Origin of the sequence: Pseudoalteromonas sp. S3776 (genome assembly GCF_005886915.1) — a bacterium.
GTDB lineage: Bacteria > Pseudomonadota > Gammaproteobacteria > Enterobacterales > Alteromonadaceae > Pseudoalteromonas.
Window position 1 is genome coordinate 14138 of sequence record NZ_PNCU01000005.1, and the last position, 20777, is coordinate 34914.

At 40.8% G+C, this 20777-nt stretch carries 14 protein-coding genes and 2 pseudogenes; 7 read left to right on the top strand and 9 right to left on the bottom strand.

The genetic code is table 11. The features are described from left to right. Positions 1-336: 336 nt before the first annotated feature. The 3 genes from CWC16_RS03415 (at position 337) to CWC16_RS03425 (ending at position 9754) form a co-directional block, all read left to right on the top strand. Entirely contained in the window at positions 337-3072 is a 2736-nt protein-coding gene (locus CWC16_RS03415) for a poly(beta-D-mannuronate) lyase (RefSeq protein WP_138540524.1), read from the top strand. A gap of 78 nt (positions 3073-3150) precedes the next feature. After that, complete coding sequence (locus tag CWC16_RS03420) at positions 3151-6198, top strand: TonB-dependent receptor (RefSeq protein WP_138540511.1); 3048 nt, start codon at positions 3151-3153, stop codon at positions 6196-6198. A 598-nt stretch (positions 6199-6796) separates the two neighbouring features. Next, positions 6797-9754, top strand: a complete 2958-nt coding sequence (locus CWC16_RS03425) for a TonB-dependent receptor (protein ID WP_138540512.1) — start codon at positions 6797-6799, stop codon at positions 9752-9754. A 396-nt stretch (positions 9755-10150) separates the two neighbouring features. Here the strand turns inward: CWC16_RS03425 and CWC16_RS03430 are convergent, their stop codons facing one another. Together CWC16_RS03430 and CWC16_RS03435 are read right to left on the bottom strand one after the other, a co-directional pair. Further along, positions 10151-10789 carry an esterase/lipase family protein gene (locus tag CWC16_RS03430; RefSeq protein WP_138540513.1) on the bottom strand — a complete coding sequence of 213 codons (639 nt, stop codon included), beginning with the start codon at positions 10787-10789 and terminating at the stop codon, positions 10151-10153. Positions 10790-10826: 37 nt separating this feature from the next. Beyond that, positions 10827-11777: an SDR family oxidoreductase gene (locus CWC16_RS03435; protein ID WP_138540514.1), complete on the bottom strand. Its 951-nt coding sequence runs from the start codon at positions 11775-11777 to the stop codon at positions 10827-10829. A 209-nt stretch (positions 11778-11986) separates the two neighbouring features. Between CWC16_RS03435 and CWC16_RS03440 the strand changes: the two genes are divergently transcribed. The 4 genes from CWC16_RS03440 to CWC16_RS03455 all read left to right on the top strand — a co-directional run bounded on the left by CWC16_RS03440 (position 11987) and on the right by CWC16_RS03455 (position 15297). After that, positions 11987-12940 (top strand): AraC family transcriptional regulator, encoded by a 954-nt coding sequence (locus CWC16_RS03440; protein WP_138540515.1) that lies wholly within the window; start codon positions 11987-11989, stop codon positions 12938-12940. Between the two features lie 2 nt (positions 12941-12942). Further along, entirely contained in the window at positions 12943-13308 is a 366-nt protein-coding gene (locus CWC16_RS03445; protein ID WP_138540516.1) for a DUF4345 family protein, read from the top strand. An 821-nt stretch (positions 13309-14129) separates the two neighbouring features. Continuing rightward, on the top strand, positions 14130-14636 hold the full coding sequence (locus CWC16_RS03450) for an RNA polymerase sigma factor (protein ID WP_138540517.1): 507 nt from the start codon (positions 14130-14132) through the stop codon (positions 14634-14636). Between the two features lies 1 nt (position 14637). Beyond that, complete coding sequence (locus tag CWC16_RS03455; protein ID WP_138540518.1) at positions 14638-15297, top strand: hypothetical protein; 660 nt, start codon at positions 14638-14640, stop codon at positions 15295-15297. Positions 15298-15530: 233 nt separating this feature from the next. Here CWC16_RS03455 and CWC16_RS20195 read toward each other — a convergent pair. From CWC16_RS20195 to CWC16_RS03490, 7 genes and pseudogenes are all read right to left on the bottom strand, one after another. Further along, a pseudogene (locus tag CWC16_RS20195) lies at positions 15531-15751 on the bottom strand (endonuclease III); the annotation flags it as partial. An 82-nt stretch (positions 15752-15833) separates the two neighbouring features. Continuing rightward, positions 15834-17240 (bottom strand): serine hydrolase, encoded by a 1407-nt coding sequence (locus CWC16_RS03465; protein ID WP_138540519.1) that lies wholly within the window; start codon positions 17238-17240, stop codon positions 15834-15836. A 13-nt stretch (positions 17241-17253) separates the two neighbouring features. Then, on the bottom strand, positions 17254-17886 hold the full coding sequence (nth, locus tag CWC16_RS03470; protein WP_138540520.1) for an endonuclease III: 633 nt from the start codon (positions 17884-17886) through the stop codon (positions 17254-17256). 44 nt (positions 17887-17930) lie between these two features. After that, positions 17931-18629: an electron transport complex subunit E gene (locus CWC16_RS03475; protein ID WP_138540521.1), complete on the bottom strand. Its 699-nt coding sequence runs from the start codon at positions 18627-18629 to the stop codon at positions 17931-17933. Continuing rightward, positions 18626-19264 (bottom strand): electron transport complex subunit RsxG, encoded by a 639-nt coding sequence (gene rsxG, locus CWC16_RS03480; RefSeq protein ID WP_138540522.1) that lies wholly within the window; start codon positions 19262-19264, stop codon positions 18626-18628. Before rsxG ends, CWC16_RS03475 begins: the two co-directional genes overlap by 4 nt. Continuing rightward, the gene (gene rsxD / locus CWC16_RS03485) at positions 19261-20319 is read right to left on the bottom strand and encodes an electron transport complex subunit RsxD (protein WP_138540523.1); all 1059 of its coding nucleotides are present in this window, start codon (positions 20317-20319) and stop codon (positions 19261-19263) included. The genes rsxG and rsxD overlap by 4 nt, the downstream gene beginning before the upstream one ends. Then, positions 20316-20777: pseudogene (locus CWC16_RS03490) on the bottom strand (electron transport complex subunit RsxC); the annotation flags it as partial. The pseudogene CWC16_RS03490 and the gene rsxD, both read right to left, overlap by 4 nt.

Here is a 20777-nt window from a genome sequence, read left to right on the forward strand (position 1 = left end):
TTTATGTGCTTATCGCGCTACGTAACAATTTAGAGTAATTCTTTCGGTAAAACCAATTATTCATAAAGGTTGCTTGTTTATCTATTCGTGAAATTAATATTGGTAATAACGCTGCGTTATTAGGTATAGACGTAAGTTAACTTTCAGTTAATAGAATATGATGAATTTTGAACGAATATAGTGGTAAAAGTGTTTTTATTATGCTTATATTACCAGGTTGGTTAACAATGAAGCGTAAAAATAAAATAATTTGGTAATAACACACTGGGTATTTGGTAAATCACACATTACACCTGCTAAATACTAAACCACACAATTAAGGAGAATAGAGCCATGATGAAATTAAAACATTTTGCATTATGTGCTGTTACAGCTGCCATTATAGGTTGTGACACGGATTCAAATAATAATAACAATACATTGGGCTCTATTGCTCTTACAGGCACAGCGCTAACCGGCGAAACATTATCGACCAGTGTAAATGATGCAGATGGTATTTCTGGCGAAGTAAGCTACTACTGGTATGCCGATGGACAAGTTATTAGTGGCGCTAATGACGCAACGTTTACATTAACCGATGAGCAAATTGGTTTTGCGATTACTGCACAAGCGCTTTATACAGATGACAGCGGCGTTAATGAATCGCATTTAAGCGAGCCAACCGATGAAGTGACAGCTATTCCTTTTGCGGCCACAGTAGAAATTAACGGTGATGCAATTATTGGTAATGAGCTAAGTGCTAGTGTGGCGGATGAAAATGGCTTCGATCCAGCGCTTGTAACTTATACGTGGTTTGCAGATGATGAGGAAATTGCTGATGAAGCCTTAGCAACCTTCACAATTACCGAAGCGCAATTAGGTAAAGTTATTACTGTAAATGCAGTGTTTGAAGATAGCAGAGGCTTTGCAGAGTCAGCTACATCAGCTGCGACAGCGCCAGTAGAACGCGCGAATTCAGAAGGGTCGGTGGCTATTGTTGGTACGCCTACGATTGGTAATACACTAACGGCTGAAATTACCGATGAAGATGGCGCAAGCGGCACAATCACTTATCAGTGGTTTGCAGATACGGTAGCTATTGAAGGTGCAACACAAAGTACTTATGTTGTTGATGAATCACTACTTGGCCAAGTTATCACTGTGCAGGTTACTTACACAGACGATCACGGTTTTACCGAAGACAACCTATCAGAGGCAACCATTGCAGTTTCAGCTGAAGCTGTAGATGAAGCGGGTAGCATTACCATTTCAGGCGCTACGCCTTATTTAGTGACTAGCGAATTAACCGCTGAAATTAGCGATAACAACGGTGTAGATGAGCAAAACGTTACCTATACCTGGCTTGCTGATGGCGTAGCAATAGCAGACACTAACAGCAAAACGTTTACGCCAACTAATCAAGCTGGCGCGATTATATCGGTGACGGCGAGTTACACAGATAACGATGGCTTTTCAAGCACAATTACCGGGACTGCCGATACTGTAGTGTACACGCAAGTAATAAGCGATGCAGGCGCGCTATTAGGGGCTATAAATGCAGGTCTTGCTGATGGCGACGTGATTGGTTTAAATACCGGCGTATATGCCGATCTTGATGCCATTATGCTAACTAGTGCAGCAACGCTTAAAGCAGTTGAAGGGCAAAGCCCGGTAATTAGTGGTGAACTTTGTATTCATGTAGCCAGTGGGGTTGATGGCGCAGGTATTAAAGGACTTACTTTTAAAAATATTGATACTAAATCGGGCGGCTTTTGTGAAACCGAAGAAGACGCCGTTATTTATTCTGAGGGTGACAACTTCACATTTACTCAAAATACTATCGATGGTGAAGCACAGACGTTAAATAACTCCACTTACCACTGGTTAATGCTTAAAGGCGATGGCGCAATGGTTGAGCGTAATACCTTTGCAAACCGCGATAAAGCAGAAAATGGTTCGGTGATTAAAATGTCATCGTCAAGTACTAACCACGTTATTCAATATAACCTTTTCACAGGCTCAAGCAGTAATCCAAATTTTGGTAACTCTAGCCTGCACTTAATTAACGCAGGCAGTACCACAGGGTCAGACGCAGCTGTAGATGCAAACTTTACTATTCAATACAACCGTGTAGAAAACTTTGTTACAGGTCGTCGCTTAATGCGCGTGCAAACCTCTGGCGCGACGATTAAAGGCAATACCATTTTAAATCCTAATGGCGGTATTTCGCTTGAAGATGGTGGATTTAATACGGTATCAGACAACGTTATTATTCGTACCACAGATATTGCAAGCTCAAGCGATCGACCAGCTGGTGTATTAATTACGCCTTTAGGCCACACAGTAAGCAATAACTACATTGCGGGTATTCGCTCAGGTAATAAAGAAGCAGGTGGTATTGTATTTACAGCGAATCCATTCTCACAAGCTGATGGCGGAGTGCCAAATGGAGGTAACCAAGCTGTGCTTGATGGCGCAGGCGACTTTACCCTTAATGTGACTAACAATACCGTACTTAACTCACAGCAACCATTTGTATTTAGTACAGAAATAGGTTCAAAAGCACCGGTAGGTGATTGTGATGAGCTTACCGCAGACAACGCACCTGTATTGTACGGTTTAACAAAAAATGCATTCGAAATTAACTTTAACGGTAATTTAAATGCCAATGGGGTGGGCGATCAAACTGATGAAGACACCATACAAAATAGCGCGCTTGTTTATGGTTTCTTTTACCCTAATACGCTGTCGAGCGATCATTCATTTGAGTACGACTGTGACCTAATTAATCATACTGAATCATTGTTCTCAAACAGCTTTGGCTTTAGTGACAGCTATGAGTCGGGCGATGCGAGTGATTTATGGGTTGATATTAGAAACGTAAATGGCAATGGTGAATACGACACCGATGGCGCTATTGACCAAGACCCAGAAGCAAATGGTAAAGAAGTCCCTGAATTTGTAACCGGTACAAGTACGCTGCTTGAGACTGACGCAAATGGTGCACAAGCCTTAGCAGGTGCAAGAAACTTATACTACATCCAAAGCACTGATGTAGGTGCAGGCTCTACATGGGTGGCACAAGATGAATAAATCAATACTGCATATTATTAATATTTATAAAAATAGCAAACTACGCACAACACACACAATGATAAAGGAGAACGCGGCATGTCGTTAAAAATGGATCGAAGGCATCAACATTCTACAAACAGCTCTGTTTGTAATCATTTTGCACTTTCACCTGCTGCTAAGCTAATTAGAGCAAGTTTACTTGCAGGTATGGCAGGTTCATTGTCATTTAATGCTTTTGCTCAGCAAGAAGCCCAAGAAAAAGTGACTGAAGTAGAGCAAGATGTAGAAATCATTAGCGTTACGGGTACTCGTAGAACCATACAAGATCAAATTGCAATAAAACGTGAGGCAACAACCGTTGTTGATGGTTTATCTGCCGAAGATATTGGTGATTTACCTGCGCTTTCAATTGGTGAAGCGCTTGAGTCTATCACCGGTGCTGCATCTCACCGTGAAAACGGCGGCGCTACCGAAATTACTATTCGTGGTTTAGGTCCATTTTTAAGTGCAACTCATATTAACGGCCGTGAAGCGACCAATGGTAGTGGTGACCGCTCTGTTAACTTTTCACAGTTCCCATCAGAGCTTGTAAAAAAAATCGCTATTTATAAAACACAAGATGCATCAATGATTGAAGGTGGTGTAGCAGGTGTAATAGCCCTTGAAACAGTAAGTCCACTTGATTACGGTAAGCAGCGAGTTCAGGGTGAGGTTAAATTAAACTACAATCCTGATGAAAGTAATGTAGAAAACTCATTGCAAAGTGATACAGGTTACCGTGGTACGTTTAGCTATGTTGATCAATTTGAGTTTGCCGATGGCCAAGCCGTGGGTGTTTCTTTTGGTGTACAGCGACAAGATATTAGCCAACCAGAGGCCGAATACAGAAGCTCAAGCCCATCAGGGTCTTCACTTTGGGCATGTTTAAATGATCCAACAAATACCAATGAAGGCTTTTACAGAGGTAGTGCAGGGGACTGTGAAGACCAAGTAAGTGGTAGCAATAACCAAGGTTACCAAACTGCAATAGACCCAGAAACTGGTAAAGCTGAAAGCGACGGTACTCCTTATGCGTGGACAGGCAGTAGCCGCAGCTATCGCCAAAATGAAACATCTGATGAGCGCGACGCTATATTTTTTGCAATGCAATACCAGCCGTCATCTGAGTGGGATATTAACTTTGATGCACAGATTTCTGACAGAACGCAAAAAGAAGCACGTCACGATTTAATCTTTTTACAAAAACGCGCAACGCCTGGTTTAACAGGCCCAACACTGGTTACTAACGACGTTGGCGGAATTTTACATTGGGAAGGTGAAGAGCGTATTGAATCTGCGGGTGAGCAATTCTCACGTGAAGAAAACTACCAAGGCTACGGTATTAATATTGAGCACACATTTACTGATCGCCTTACTGTAAATCTTGATTTAGCGTATTCAAAAACTGAGCGTGAAGAGCTACAAATTTCTAACCGTGGTAGAACCGCAGACCGTAATTTATTTAGCTGGGATATGGGCGATGAAATTCCTCACTTTACCCTAACTGACTTTGACGTAACAGATATCTCTAATTTTACCGATAGCTTACGTACCCGTTTAGACCGTGAAAATGTACGCGAGAACGAAGTTAAATCGGCGCGTATAGATTTTAACTACGCACTAGAAGGTGATGTGTTTACCAGTATTGAAGGGGGCATAAGAGCGTCAGAGTTAAGCTTTATTCAGTTTGGTGGTAGCCAAGGTAATGGCTCTCGTAATGAATACACCATAGGTGATGACTCAGCATTAGAGATACTTCAAGGCTGTCAAATTGACTTCCCTGAATCTGGCTTTTTATCGAGCGTATCTGATGGCGATTTAATAACAAATATAGATAGTAGCGGTAATGTAATAAGCTCAGGGACAGGTTCCTCGTGGGCGACGTACGATAACGTGTGTTTCTCTCAAGCTGTAGCAGCTACAGACGCTGATTATACAGGTGAGTTTGGTTACCCTGATGTTGAGTATGAAAATGCCGGTACCATAGATGTTACTGAAAAAACCACATCTGTGTACTTAATGGCAAACTACGACACTGAAGTATTTGGTAAGTTTATTCGTGGTAACTTTGGTCTGCGTATTGTTGATACTGATGTTACCTCGGTAGGTTTTAGAACAAATTACACTGTAGATGTAGATGAAACGACAGGCGCCGTAACCCTCGAGGAAGGGGATTCACTAGAAAGAACCGAAAGCGGCGGTGGTTATACTAAATACTTACCAAGCTTTAACTTAGTAGTTGATTACAGTGAAGACATTTTACTGCGTGCGGGTATTTACCGTGGTATGTCACGTGCTGACCCATCTGATTTAGGCTATGACCGCGACTTTGTAACAGACGATCAATCTGTTGCGTTATCGCTTTCTGACTTATTAACTGTAGATGGTTCTGGTAACCCTGATACTCAACCATTAATGTCATGGAACTACGACTTAGCCTTTGAATGGTACCCTAATGAAGATTCTATCTTAGCGCTAAGCCTATATTACAAACAGTTCCAAGGTGGCTTCCAGCAACAAACTGTGATTGAAGACTATGTGGTTGGCGGTGAAACAGTATCACTACCAGTGACTAACTCGGTAACAACCGATAATGATAGCGAAATACTGGGTTTAGAAGCCTCGTTCTCGTACCGTTGGGATAATGGTATTGGTGTAAAATTTGGCTATAACTTTGCAGATACTGACTTTGAGTTTGAAGATAGCTTATATGGCGATACATACGTTACCGACCTAGATGGCAATACCTCCCAACTAACTGCCGGTATTATTGAACCAGGTTCGGTACCGGGCTTCTCAGAGCATGTATTTAGTAGCCAACTGTATTACCAAATTGGTGACTTTGATACGGCCATTATTTACAAATACCGTAGTGAATACTTCCAACCGTATACCAGTAATGGTACCCGCTTACGTTATGTTGATGCCGTAGGCGTTTGGGAAATGCGCGCATCGTATAAAATTAATAAACATTTCAGAATTAAAGCTGAGGCTATTAACTTGTTCAGTGCACCTAAATCACAAGATTTCTTTGTGGAAGATAACCTAGGTGAAGTAAACGACTACGGCCCACGTTTATTCTTAGGAATGAGCTTTAAACTGTAATAAATAAAAGAGCTCCCCAATTTAAAACCCAATTAGTGCACCCCACTGGTTGGGTTTTTTTATATAGAAGGCGAATATTACCCTTTGATTCTTATAATGTATTACATCGGGTTTAACTAAAGCGAGTTTAAACCTTTTGACTAAAGCCTTGTGTTACTAAATTAGCTTCGTTAAGACCGCACTTTCGCCCACTCTTTAAATTAGCCTAAAGTCTACTACCTTTATTCTGGTTGACCAATTAGCTCCTTAAAGCCTACTAAATTTAAAAACAACCCACCATATATTAAAAAAATATATTGGCCCATTTGTATGAGTTTTAAACCGAGCTTGTATCAAATTTAAACTATTTTTATGTTTAAAAGCATATTAAATACAAGTGGTTATATTGTGGTCAGTGTTTTTTGTGATTTTGTCATGCCGAACTTCGCTTTATTGGTAATGAGTGTTTTTGCTTTTTTTACGCAAAATGGTTTACCAATAGGTTGACCTTTTGGTGTTTTGCTGTAAATATTAAGTTAACCATTTAGATAAATGGTAAGGCGTTTAATAAAAAATATATAGCGAGTTACACATAGCACTGACACACACAGGAAAAACTATGAATCACAAGTTATCAAAAATTACGCTAGCAGTTATATCTGCCACAGCATTAAACCTTTCTATGTCCACACACGCACAGGAAGCCAAGCCAATTGCAGAAGATGATGTAGAGATCATCGAAGTATCTGGCATTCGTCAATCACTTACTAATGCACTGGCGGAAAAACGCTCTGCAGATAGCCTAGTTGAAATTATTCAGTCAGAAGATATTGGTAAACTACCTGATCAAAACCTCGCTGAAGTATTAGAAAACGTAACGGGTATTCAAATTACACGCCAAGCGGGTGTAGGTACCGGTGTACAAATACGTGGTACCGATGCTAACCGTACCGAAATTAACGGTGTATCAACGGTGGGCTCAGGCTCTGGTCGAAGTGGTATTAGCTTTGAAGATGTATCAGCGTCAATTATTTCAAGTTTAGAGGTAATAAAATCGCCTGAAGCGAAAACAATAGAGGGCTCTGTTGGTGGTACTATTAACCTTAAAACCATTCGCCCTTTACATTTAGGTGAGCAGCTGGCGACAATAAGAGTACAAGGTGAAAGTAGCAGTTTAAGCACAGATAGTGGCTTACAACCTCGTTTTTCAGGTACCTTTGCTGATAACTGGGAAGGTGATTACGGTAAATTTGGTGTGTTAGTGAGCGGCAGCTACGCAGAGCAAGATGTAACGGCGTTTCGCCCGCGTGCAGATAGAGATAACATTATAACTGCAGATAGCGGTGTAGCCAGTGCACAGTCTTTTGATTTTTTACCTATTCAATTTTTTGTACAAGATTACGATAACTACGAATACGAAACTAAAAACTTTGTAGGTACTATTGAATGGGCGCCAAACGATAACACAAAGTTTTACTTTGATGCGGTGGTTAACGATCAAGAACGTCGCCAAGAAAGCTCTCGTGTACAAGCATCGGGTGTAAGTGCACTGAACGATATTTCTGTGCCAGATGAATTTGAAACCGTAAACTTAGGCTCGTTGGGCGGAACTAACTTAGGTACAATTCAAGCGGCCTTACGTGGTGTTATTCCTGTTAATTTAGAAAATGATGATGACGATCCTAATCTTCGTTTTTCAAGCGATACTAACTCGCGTGTTACCGACAGTAATATTTTTAGACTTGGTGGCGAATGGCAAGGCGATAAGTGGTTTGTAAGTGCTGAAATTGCATCATCATCTTCAGATACAACTACGCCTAGCTTTAATACAACGCTTAACTTTATTAACCCTAATGTGCCGTTAGATGCAGGTGGCGGTAATGATAATAGTGTGCCATTTGAATATGACTTATCGGGTGGTGCTTTAGCGTTTGGCATTGCAGAAGGTGCAGAGTACGCGCCAACGGTTGAACAACTACTAGACCCTGCGAATGTAGTGCTACGCGATGTAAATATTGGTCAAGATACTGTTGAAAACTCTGAAGATGCGTTCCGTATTGATTCAACCTATTACACTGATTCAATCGTAACCTCTATTGATTTTGGTTACCGTTACAGTAAATCGCAAAGCAAACAAAACGAAATTACATCAAGCGTTGGCCTAAGAACAATGGCAGATAGCCCAACCGGTGATTTATTTGCCGACTTATTAGTCGCAGGTCCTGATAACTTTAACGAAGCTGATGGTCGCTCGTTATACATTGCTGACTTTTTATTAATTGACCCAGAGCTTGTTGCATCAGACCCTGATGCGGTACTTGCAACATTACAAAACGCCATGACTGTGCATGGGTCAAGCAAAACATTAAATGCACCAACATCTAGCTCATCTGGTTTTTTTGATATAGAAGAAATCACCCATGCGCTATATGCACAAGCTAACTTTGAGTACGAAATGGTACGCGGTAATATTGGTGTGCGTTATATTCAAACAGATGTCGAGTCTACGGGTAACTCGGTTACTCAAGATGGCAGTGGCAATGAGCTTGTAACCCGAATTACTAATAAATCTGACTATGACTTTATTTTACCACGCTTAAACCTTGTAGCTGATGTATCAGAAGATGTACTCGTGCGCTTTGGTGTGGGTAAAGATATACGTCGCCCTGATTATAACGATTTATCTACCTCTATTACTTACAGCACAAGCCCAAATGACGAAGTTGAATTTGGTAACCCTGCGCTTAAACCTGAAGAAGTGCTTTCTTATGACTTATCTGCTGAATGGTATTTTGATGAAGCGAGTGTTGTAAGTGTGGGTATATTCCATAAAACCCGCAAAGATTTACATGTAAATCAGTTAACATCGCCAGTTGAAGACCCTGTAACAGGCTACCGTGATTTAACAGATCCGTGTGAAGGCGGCGGTATATTTAACCCCATTGCAGATATAAACGTATTTGGCCCAGAGAATGGCCGTGGTGTATGTGTTGGTACAGAAACAAAAGTAAATGATAGCGGTGAAACAACCCAAAAAGGGATTGAGTTTGCGTTTCAATATGACTTATCGGGCTTTGAAGAAGACCTAGGATGGGCTTCTGGTTTTGGTGTGCTAGCTAATTACACAATTCAAGAGTTCTCAGGTGGTGAAACCGAAAATACCGCAACATCAAGAGCGGGTAGTGTATTTGCTGCAACTACAGGTACACCCGGTATTGAAGTGAGTGAAATTCAAGGTTTACTAAACCTTTCTGAAAATGCGTACAACATTACCCTTTACTACGAAAAATTTGGCCTGTCAGCTCGTATGCGTTATACGTGGCGTGAAGGGTATCGTTCAAATGACTTCGGTAGTACGTCTAGCTTCCCATGGGGTTTCCCTGTGGTACAAGAAGACCGTGGCCAGCTTAACGCAAGTATTAGCTACGATGTGAACGAGCAACTTAATATTGGTTTAGAAGCAGTAAATATTACTGAATCTGAAATTAGCCAATCATGTGTAAACGAAAGCGCACTATTGTGTTTCCAAGGTTTAACTGACCGTCGTATTACACTGGGTGCAAGTTACCGTTTTTAAAAAGTATGTTGAGAGTGTGTAGCCTTTGAACGGGCGCTCAAAAGCAAGCCATTTGGCTTGCTTTTTTTTACCTTAAATTAGCCGAAGCTAGGGGTTATAAAAGGGCGGTGGTTCTTTGTGTAGGGGATAAAAATACACCAGTTTTCAAAAAATTGAGTGTGTGCTGTATGACTTGTTGGTTGTAGCGCATTCCCGTGTGGCTTACATCAAGAGTAATAAAATCACGCATATTAGTAGGGCGTGTTGATCTTTGATGGTTGAATTTGCAGCAGTATGTTTGGCTTTTAGGCAAGGCAGAGCCTGTGAAGTGTGGTTATTCCCCATAAATAGGCGATAACGCAGCATAAATGCCAAACATGCGCTGCCCTAGGTTGAACAAATTTCAATCCGCATAAATCAACACGCCCTCAGTTTGGTTGATTCTACAGACACCAAACCATCGTTTTCACTGTTAAAGTAACTTTGTGTAAGAGGGGATGCTTTAGTACCAGCTATAACGCCTAAATTAAGAGTTAACTCACTTATTTTATTGCCTAAATTATTACTGCCTGTAATAAGTGATTGGCTTATACCGCCCCCTAAGTGCATTAACCATGAGCCCTTTAGATGATTGGCAAGCTCACTACCTTTATTAGGAGTACCAATTAAAACAACATTACCAAGGGTATTATTATTTAATACTGTCATGTTACTTTGTAAGTATGCCCTAATAACCAATCCTCCAAGGGAGTGGTCTACAAAATGTATTTTACTGGCATTAGAAATACAGGCATTAATTTGCGTACTTGTTTGCGCTAACACATCTTCAACGCTTTCCCCTATAGAATCATAATTTAGGCTGCATACCTTATAATTTGCATTTTTAAGCTGCTGGGCAAAGTGCCACATTGCCCAATCGCTTCTGCCTAGTCCATGTGCAAGTATGACAAGCTCATCGTTTGGCTTATATAAAATAGGCGCGTTAGCTCTACTTTTACAGCCGGTAATTAATAGCAGTTGTAATAGTATTAAGCAGCTCAAAAAATTAGTTTTCATTACACTTTGTGCCTTTAAATGCTTACTTACACTTAATTTAAAAAGCCCAGTTAAAACCAGTTTGCTTTTGCGAAACAGCCCATAGTTTACTCAGTACGTTTGGTTCTAAAGCAAATGATTCAAGGGTGCATTCACCTACAGGGCCGCTCCAATTCCACCTGCCTGATGGCCCATAATAAGCGCGCTGTTTTAGGTTATGCTCGGTGGCACACATAACCTCAGGGTATGCACCTTGCTCTGCCGATTGCGCTAAGCCCATTTTGACTATTAATGACCAGGTAAATCGGGTTGCAAAGTTAACATTATCGCCAATAAGAGAGGTATTAGCGGCACCTGGATGACACACAAACACTTTCACATTTTTATTGGCGGCGGCTATTTTATTTTGCAGCTCATAAGCAAACATCATTTGTGCAAGTTTACTGTGGCAGTAGGTTTTGTTTGGGTGGTAGTTTTTATTCCAATTCATGTCATCAAATTGAATCGTTTTAAGCCCCATTTTGTAACCTTCACTGGCAACCACAACAATACGTCCGTTTGATTGCTCTATTTTGTTAAAAAGTAAACCACACAGTAAAAAGTGTCCATAGTGGTTAACCCCTAACTGACTTTCAAATCCGTCTTTAGTAAATTGCTGAGTCGCGACCTGCGCAATCGCACCGTTACAAATAAGTGCATCTATGTGTGGCACAGTTTGTAATACCTCGTTGGCTGCATGGCGCACTGAGGCAAGCTCTGCTAAGTCCATTTTTATAAAACTCACCTCAGTACTATCCCCAAATTCCTGTTTTAACTTAGCAATAGCTTCATCTGTTTTTAAAAGGTTACGATTGAGCATAACTACTTTTGCGCCTTTAGCGAGTAATAGTCGGGTTGCTTCAAAACCTGCGCCTGTATTTGCTCCCGTTATTAAATAGCATTTACCGACTAAAGAACTGAGTTGGTCGGGAGTCCAGCCAGAAGGGCCAAATGGGTTAGTTGCGCTCATTAGTTAAATTCCTATCAATAGTTAAGTATAAATATGCAGTACAGGGCTATGCGCATTGTTCTACATTGCTTGTTAGGTAATATAACTCTCGCTACTAGGTGTAACTAGGCGATATCCTCTTTAAAATATGCCTATTTGTATCATTGCATTGAGAATGCGTATTTGTGGTGCTAGATTAGAATTATTCTATGTTTAAAGGGTATGGGTGTATGAGCAAACACCAGATTAAACAACTTATACAAAACAAGCTGTCTTTTAACGAAGTAAACAGCGATGAAAATTATACCCAAGGGCTAATAGAAACGGGTATTAAAGGTGTTCAGCTGTTTAAAGTAACGCACGCTATGCGCTGTGCACCTGCGGTTTACGAGCCGTGTATTGTTGCCATAGTCAGTGGCGCTAAAGAAGCCATACTCGATGGTAAGCATTTTATTTACGATGAACATAATTATATGTGCTGCCCTATGTCTATGCCGGTAGAAGCGGGTACACCTACGGCATCACCTGAGAACCCCTTGCTAGGCGTTATTGTATCGCTAGATACAAAAGTGATGACCGAATTATCTATTACCATGGCTGCAGAAGGCGTAAAAAAACACGCACCAGCCCCCAAAACACAAGGGCTTACACTCGCAGCGTGGGATGACTCCTTCACCGATTCATTACTACGATTGCTGCAACTTGTAGGCAACCCTGTAGATATTGCAGTTTTAGGTGAAGGGCGACTGCGAGAATTATATTTCGCCATATTAAACGGACAGGCAGGGAGTAGTGTGCACCAAGCCTTTGGCGTCGGAAACGACATCGCACGCTCAATTGATTATTTGGCCTCTCGATTAGATAAAACCATAACCATAGACGATATGGCAGCAAAAATTGGCGTAAGTAGGGCCGTTTTGCATCGAAAATTTAAAGATGCGACCAGTATGTCGCCGATTCAATTTGTTAAATCTATGCGCTTAAATACCGCCGCGATGAAAATTGCAACGGGTATGAACGTAAGTTCGGCGGCCATGTCGGTAGGCTATGTGAGCTCATCACAATTTAGTAGAGAGTTTAAGCGTATGTATGGGCAATCGCCAAAGCAGTGGAGCCAAGCAAAAGAGTTACCTGGGGAGCTTGTTGATCAAGCGATTAATCAAGCAACCAGCCTGAGGGATTAATCATGGATAATATAGTTATTTTTAAGGTTGTTGGTGCGCTGCTAATTATTTTTGGCATAGTGTTAGTTGCCAACCCTGAGCTAATAAGCAATAAACCCGTCCCTAGCGACACTTTTAAGGCCGTAGAGCGCAGAATTTGGTGGGGGTTATTTATTGGTTTTGGTTTATTACTGCAATTTCATTATCAGCTAGTACCTTGGCAAGCTACCATAGCCGCAACACTATCATCGTTACTTGTAGGGCTTTTAATCGCAAGGCTTATTGGCATTATATTAGATGGTTCGGTAGCAAAACAGTGGCTAAATGTGGGTATTGAAATAGTGATACTGGCGCCTTTAATTTGGTGGTATTTAAAAGTACGCAGCTAGTTAAAAACTAAAGCAGGTATACTAATTGGCGTGGTTTAAAAATAGGGAACTCTTGCCTGCTATACAATCTTTACCTTTTGTATTTGCTTAGCCGTATTTTAACGCTTCAAATCAGAGCGAATCAATTTGAGGTATTTGAAGCTGAAGTAGTAAAGTAAAACTCCGGTAATAATCAAGGCTAATGATATAGAAAAGCTTATTTCAATCGTAAGCCATAATTTAAGTAAAAGGCTAAAAATGCCTAATGTAACCATTGATAAAGAAGAAATGTTTAACACTTCAAAAACTTTATTTGGTTTCAATAAAACTCTACATCTTGGGCAAAAAAATGAGGTAGACCACTTATTCATTTGTCGATTTTCAATTGGAATATTTTTAAACTTAAATTGCTTTGAACACTCTGGACACTTCACAACATACCCCTGCGCATAATAGCTCTGTATAAAAATGCTTATATTACTTAAGTTTAAGGCTATTACTTTAATTAATAGCAAATACTGTTAGTTGTTGCCAACTATAAATAATATACACAGACTTGATCATTTTTATGCGTAAGAAAAAAATTAATTCACTCCAATAATTATTTTTGAAAATAATTGTGATTATTGCAGCGATACTGCGAATAACTAGATAAGACGATTATGTGAGTATTACAGTGCAGCTAAAGTCTTTATATTTAAGTATGTACAGGCTGTGTTGCATTAGCCAAAGCGCCGCACTTTGTTACTTTTAAAAACAGATGCATTAGAAATTAAACACAATGAAACTGTGATGAGCCAACTACGTGATGAGATTAATTTAGATGATGGATTTATGCGTAAATGAACACTAATAAAAAAGCACGCTTTGCTCAAACAATGGAGCAGCATAAAGGCATTATCTATAAAATTGTGAATTCATACTGTCAAAATCAAGATGATAGGCAAGACCTAGCGCAAGAAATACTCACCACCATGTGGCTGGCTTATGAGAATTACAACAAAGACTATAAGTTTTCTACATGGATGTACCGAATCGCGCTGAATGTGGCGATTTCCTATTACCGCAAAGACAGTAAACGAGAAGATAAAGCCAATGAGAGTGAGCAGTGCATTGTGCACATAGCCGACCTATCAGCGCACGATGATAAAAGCGAAGAGGTTAAGCAGCTTTATGAATTTATAGCAAAGCTCGATAAGTTAAATAAAGCCATAGTATTGCTGTATTTAGAAGGTGAATCCCATCAAAGCATAGCGACGAGTTTAGGCATAAGTAAAACCAATGTGGCTACGCGAATAGGCCGGATTAAAGAAACACTAAAAAATCAATTTGAGAAACAGGGGGCTTAAAATGAATTTAGATAATTTAAAAAACACATGGCAGCAGCAAAATAGTCTTAACGAATCGGCCATTACAATAAACCAATCACTGCTGAGCGAAACAAAACTGAATACACAAATGAAAGAGCTTAATAATATGAAATGGGCACGTATTATTGAAAGCGTAGTATTCTTTTTTATTATTGTTTTGTTGGGGCAGTATATTGCAAAAAACGTTAGTGTTTCAGCGCCTGTAATATCTGCTTTAATCTTGGCTGTATTTGCAATTGTTGGACTTGCAGGTAACATTGGCCAAATAGTGCATATTGCTAACGTTGATTATGCAAAGCCAATTAGCCAAGTTCAAAAAGACATTTATCGCCTTTGCTCACACAAATTACAACTAACTAAATTGTTATTTATGTCTGCTCCTTTTTATATGGCTTATGTGTTTATTGGGTTTGATGTGTTATTTGAAATTGACTTGTTTGCACACCTAGAGCAACACATGGTTTGGTTTTATAGCGTGTCATCGCTTCTACTTTTAATAGCCACTGGCTGCGTATTAACTAAACTAAACTACACAAATATTAAAGCGCCTTGGGTTAAATGTACCATTGCATTTATTGTCGGTGAGCGTTTAGTGAATATAGCGCAATTTATAAATAGTATAGAATCAACAGACAGCTAAATAATTAGCTGTCTTACTTTCAAAAACCAAAATATCGTTATTCGAAGTTAGTCTGTTTTGTCTTTAAACTCACACACGTCTTCAATAATACCAATCGTGTTAAGTTATTCGTCACTTATAGCGACAGATAAATAGGGCGGTTACAAGGCATAAATTTTTACATGTAGTTGTTCTACTTGAGAAGTTCATAACGCCGTAAGCGCTTTATTTAGCTCGCTAGAATGACTAAATATTTAAGTCGATTGGTATACACAGCTGCCGCATTTAGGCTTACGGGCAACGCAAGTATAGCGCCCGTGTAGTATTAACCAGTGGTGTACGTCTACTTTAAATTCTTTAGGGACAACCTTTTCAAGTTTTTGCTCAACAGCAACTACATTTTTACCCATTGCAAATTTGGTGCGGTTTGAAACACGAAAAAATGCGTGTCTACGGCAATGGTCGGCCAGCCTAAAGATAAGGAAAATAGATTTTATTTTAAACTATGGCCTCGCAGCATACCCATATTGACGGTCATTTTTGTGCGATAAACGTACTTACAGTTGCTTATTATGACCATAATTGTCACTTACATAATCACTTTTAAAATCGGATTTAATCGCTAATGACTTACGGAAAGTGCTTTTCGCCATTTCAAAGTCTCCTTTTGATAAGTAAGCAAATGCTAAGCTATCGTATACTTGCGGCGCATCAGGGAAAAGGGATATCAAATACTTAAACATATCAAACGCTGCTGTCCATGATTCTGACTTAAGCAACTCCATGCCTAATTCATTGATTGTTCGACCAATAAACTGCTTATAACCGTTCTCGCGGTATGTCCTCTTAAAGTGTTTAACAAACCCTTTTGGGCCATTTGATTGGTAATACTCGAAAGCAAAGTTTTTTTCCAATGGCTTTATCGGTTCATATTTACCATTTTGAATAAAAGACAAAATTCGGCCAGAAATACGCTCTGCAATTAGGTGATCGGTATTGGCCAAGACGAAAATTTCATAACCATTTTCCAAATCAACCTCAACAGCAGCACTCACTCCCAACCCTCCACCGTATGCGGCCCAATGGGAGCTATCCATTGCAAATGACTTACGATTTGTATGGTCAGAGTTCTTTAGTAGTTTATCGGTATAAAAGAGCGTACGATAAAACTGTTGAACATCTATAACTGTAGACTCAATGCCGCCATCTGGGCTGGGATGTTCTGTAACACCAACTCGTTTCAACGTATTATTGTACTTATAGGTATATCGTATCGACTGGTGCTCATGATAGTTCATAGGCTTGAAGGTTGTTGATGACATGTCAACTAGATTGAAAATAGTGTTTGCAAGTAACTTTTCGAATGATTGGCCTGTAACTTTTTCAAGAATGACACCCAACACTACATAACCGTAGTTTGAATATTTATAATCGCTATCAGGTTCGAATAAGAGGGGGGTATCTATTAACAGTTTTAGTTTTTTGTCTAGAGTATCAAACGCGAGTTGATTCTCACGATATTCAGCTACAAAGATATCAGCAAATCCAGCTCTATGATTTAGTAAATGTTCAATTGTAATTTTCTCAGCATGAAGCTGTTTAAAGCCTAACTCAAACGTAATGAGTTTGTCACTTAACTTTAGCTTTCCAGCTTCTACTTGTTTCAAGATTAGGACTTTGGTGAAGTCTTTCATTATTGAACCAAGATTAAAGCGGCTTTGAGTGCTGTTCTTTAATTCTTTTTCAATATCCTGAAAACCATAAGAAGATGAAAATACCTCTTTACCATCTTTCGTTATCAGCACATTTCCTGAAAACCATCCCATTTCTTGGTATTGAATTGCGATCTTATCTGCAACTTCAGACACTTTCATATTCTTATTTTGTGTATTTTCCTCAACTGCATAGGATTCTGTTGCAACATTTCTCACTTTTTTAATTAAACTATTAATAACAAACTTCATAACCTATTGCTAGTTAATCAGTTTTGTCTTTAAACTCACACAAGTCTTCAATAATACAGCTGCCACATTTAGGCTTACGGGCAACGCAAGTATAGCGCCCGTGTAGTATTAGCCAGTGGTGTACGTCTACTTTAAATTCTTTAGGGACAACCTTTTCAAGTTTTTGCTCAACAGCAACTACATCTTTACCCATCGCAAATTTGGTGCGGTTTGAAACACGAAAAATATGCGTGTCTACGGCAATGGTCGGCCAGCCGAAAGCTGTGTTGAGTACGACATTTGCGGTTTTTCGGCCTACACCGGGGAGGGCTTCGAGGGCTTCGCGGTTCTCGGGCACAATGCCGTTATGTTGAACAACTAGTATTTGGCACATTTTATACACGTTTGCGGCTTTTGAATTAAATAAGCCAATGGTTTTTATATAATCGCGAAGCGTATCGTGGCCAATATCTAAAATGGCTTGTGGTGTATTAGCAACCGGAAATAATTTACGGGTGGCTTTATTTACCCCTACATCGGTGGCTTGTGCAGAGAGCGTAACGGCAACAAGTAGCTCAAATGGGCTTGAGTATTCAAGCTCGGTTTCTGGATGTGGGTTTTGCTCGCGCAAGCGCGAGAGTATTTGGTGACGTTTTTCTTTATTCATGCAACTTAAAACGCATTAGCTAATAGCGCTAACGCGTTTTCCCCTTAAGTTAAGCTAGTAACACGTGCGCGTGGGCCTTTTTCGGCAGCAGGCGGCGTTACCTGTTTTGATTTTATTTGTGCGTCAATAACATTTTTTGCTGCTATTAGCAGCCCAAGCCCTAAAAAGGCACCTGGGGGCAAAATAGCGAGTAAAAACTGGCTATCGAAACTAAATATTTCCAAGCGTAGGCTTTGTGCCCATGGCCCTAGGAGCAAATCGGCGCCATCAAATAATGTACCTTGGCCTATCAGTTCACGCATTGCACCTAGCACTAACAGCACGGCCATAAAGCCTAAGCCCATCATTAGGCCGTCGAACGCAGACAGGTGAACAGGGTTTTTAGAAGCATACGCCTCTGCACGGCCAATAATGGCGCAGTTAGTCACGATAAGCGGAATAAATATGCCTAGTGATTGATACAAGCCAAAGGTGTACGCATTCATAAGTAGCTGAACTATGGTCACAAAGCCTGCAATAATCATTACAAATACCGGAATACGAATGTCTTTAGGCACCCAATTACGTACAATAGAAACGGTAACATTAGAGCCGATTAAGACTAATAAAGTGGCTAACCCTAGGCCAAGTGCGTTGGTTACCGTTGATGTGACAGCTAAAAGCGGGCATAAACCGAGCAGCTGCACGAGCGCTGGGTTATTAGCCCATACGCCTTCTTTGTATAAGGTTTTTAACTCACTCATGGTGTTACCTCTTGGCACGCATTAGGCTGTTTAAAAATGGCGTCAAAGTTAGCTTTTGCAAATAACACGGCATTTTTTACCGAGCCAACCACGGCGCGAGGCGTAATTGTTGCGCCGGTGAATTGGTCAAACTGGCCGCCATCTTTTTTTACCGCCCAACGGGCATCGTTTTTATTTTGAACCGTTAAATCGTTAAATGTAGTGATCCACAGCGACTTTTTAACCTCTACTTTATCACCTAGGCCGGGTGTTTCTTCGTGCTTAGTGGTACGTACGCCGGCAATGGTGCCATCAGCAAGTACGGCGGTTAATAAGTTAATATCGCCACTGTAACCACTAGGTGTTACGTGCCTGATTACAAGTGCAACAGGTTGCTGATTTTTATAAGCGCGATAAATAACTTGCTCGGGGTAAGGGCCAAGTTGTTCGTCACTCATAATTACGCAATTTGTATTGAGCTGATTGTCGTAGCTGCGTGGGTTTAATACCTCTTGTAATTGTGAGGTTAATTGCAGGCGTTCTTGCTCGGCAATTTTATCGGCGGTAAAGGCATCAATTGAGGCAACTAAGCCTGTTGTTATCAGTGCAAAGGCCGTTAATATCGCGCCATTTTTAGCCATTGATGAAATAATCATTTTACTGCTCCGTGGCCATAAGTGCGTGGTTGGGTGTAGTAATCAATCAGCGGTACAGCAATATTAATTAATAATACGCTAAAGGCTACCGCATCAGGGAAACCACCAAAGGTGCGAATCAAATACACCAACAAGCCAATTAACGCGCCATAAATTAAGCGCCCTTTATTGGTGGTTGCAGCTGAAACAGGATCGGTGGCGATAAAAAATGCGCCCATCATGGTCGCGCCACTTAATAAGTGAAAGACCATACCTGGCTCGGTACCTGGCGCAGCAATATAGCCAATGGCACTGCACAGCGCTAGTGAGCCTATAAAGCTGACTGGAATATGCCAGTTTATAATTTTAGCTTTTAAAAGGTATAAACCACCGGCTAAAAAGCCTAGGTTAACCCATAGCCAACCAAGCCCAGCCCATTGAGAAAAAATTGGTTTTTGCATGCTTTCGCTAACCGTTAGACCATGTGCTACATCGGTTTTAACTGTATCAAGCGGGGTGGCCATGGTGAGGCCATCAACGCCGGCACGGACTTGATCAACACTAAAACCCAGCGCCGTAAAGTCGGTAAATATAAGACGTAATTGGTCAATAAAACCAATTTGGGCGTTAAGTAAATCGGTAACGGGTAACCACGCGGTCATTTGCACCGGAAACGAGACTAAAAGTAATACGTATGCGGCCATTGCAGGGTTAAATAAGTTAAACCCAAGCCCACCATAAAGTTGCTTTACAATCACAATGGCAAATAAACAGCCAATAATAATGACCCACCAAGGCGCCAGCGGCGGAATACTCAGTGCTAACAGCACACCAGTAAGCCATGCACTACCATCACTCAATGCAGGCCAAATAGGGCGTTTGCGCATTAACATAATGGCTGCTTCAAATACGCTTACAGCAACAAGTGCCAGTACTAACTGAATAAGTACGCCAGTCCCAAAAAATACCACTTGTGCTATTAGTCCAGGAATACACGCAGCAATGACGGTTAGCATTAAGCGCGTTAACGACTTATGGCTATGGTTGTGCGGCGAACTGGCCATGGTTAATTTCATGACTGATCATTTCCTTCTTTTTGTAACTTTTTAGCTTTGGCGCGTGCTATTGCGGCGGCCACGGCGGCTTTTTTCTTCTCTGCTGCGGTTTGCTCAGAGGACGTTTCCTCAGAGTCTGAACCGCTGCTGGTTTGTGGCTCATTGCTTTGTTCAGGTGCGCTGTGTTCACTTGGTGCTGATTGCTCAGCTTCTTTAGCGGCTTTTTTAGCTTTAGCGCGGGCAATAGCAGCAGCTACGGCGGCTTTTTTGTCATCAGCTGGAGGGCTTACTTGTGAGTTTTCAGGCTCAGCATCACTTGTTTGCACAGCTGCACTGGGTTCATCTAATTGCTGGGTTTGCGCAGCCGCTTTAGCGGCTTTTTTAGCTTTAGCACGGGCAATAGCCGCAGCTACCGCTGCTTTTTTATCATCAGTAGGAGCGATTGCTTCATCGCTTTGTGGCTCAGCGCTTTGCTCAGC

What these genes read in the sequence shown, in the direction of transcription:
- CWC16_RS03415 (WP_138540524.1), top strand. Translation starts at nt 337, where the DNA reads ATGAAATTAAAACATTTTGCATTATGTGCTGTTACAGCTGCCATTATA.
- CWC16_RS03420 (WP_138540511.1), top strand. Translation starts at nt 3,151, where the DNA reads ATGTCGTTAAAAATGGATCGAAGGCATCAACATTCTACAAACAGCTCT.
- CWC16_RS03425 (WP_138540512.1), top strand. Translation starts at nt 6,797, where the DNA reads ATGAATCACAAGTTATCAAAAATTACGCTAGCAGTTATATCTGCCACA.
- CWC16_RS03430 (WP_138540513.1), bottom strand. Translation starts at nt 10,789, where the DNA reads ATGAAAACTAATTTTTTGAGCTGCTTAATACTATTACAACTGCTATTA.
- CWC16_RS03435 (WP_138540514.1), bottom strand. Translation starts at nt 11,777, where the DNA reads ATGAGCGCAACTAACCCATTTGGCCCTTCTGGCTGGACTCCCGACCAA.
- CWC16_RS03440 (WP_138540515.1), top strand. Translation starts at nt 11,987, where the DNA reads ATGAGCAAACACCAGATTAAACAACTTATACAAAACAAGCTGTCTTTT.
- CWC16_RS03445 (WP_138540516.1), top strand. Translation starts at nt 12,943, where the DNA reads ATGGATAATATAGTTATTTTTAAGGTTGTTGGTGCGCTGCTAATTATT.
- CWC16_RS03450 (WP_138540517.1), top strand. Translation starts at nt 14,130, where the DNA reads ATGAACACTAATAAAAAAGCACGCTTTGCTCAAACAATGGAGCAGCAT.
- CWC16_RS03455 (WP_138540518.1), top strand. Translation starts at nt 14,638, where the DNA reads ATGAATTTAGATAATTTAAAAAACACATGGCAGCAGCAAAATAGTCTT.
- CWC16_RS03465 (WP_138540519.1), bottom strand. Translation starts at nt 17,240, where the DNA reads ATGAAGTTTGTTATTAATAGTTTAATTAAAAAAGTGAGAAATGTTGCA.
- nth (WP_138540520.1), bottom strand. Translation starts at nt 17,886, where the DNA reads ATGAATAAAGAAAAACGTCACCAAATACTCTCGCGCTTGCGCGAGCAA.
- CWC16_RS03475 (WP_138540521.1), bottom strand. Translation starts at nt 18,629, where the DNA reads ATGAGTGAGTTAAAAACCTTATACAAAGAAGGCGTATGGGCTAATAAC.
- rsxG (WP_138540522.1), bottom strand. Translation starts at nt 19,264, where the DNA reads ATGATTATTTCATCAATGGCTAAAAATGGCGCGATATTAACGGCCTTT.
- rsxD (WP_138540523.1), bottom strand. Translation starts at nt 20,319, where the DNA reads ATGAAATTAACCATGGCCAGTTCGCCGCACAACCATAGCCATAAGTCG.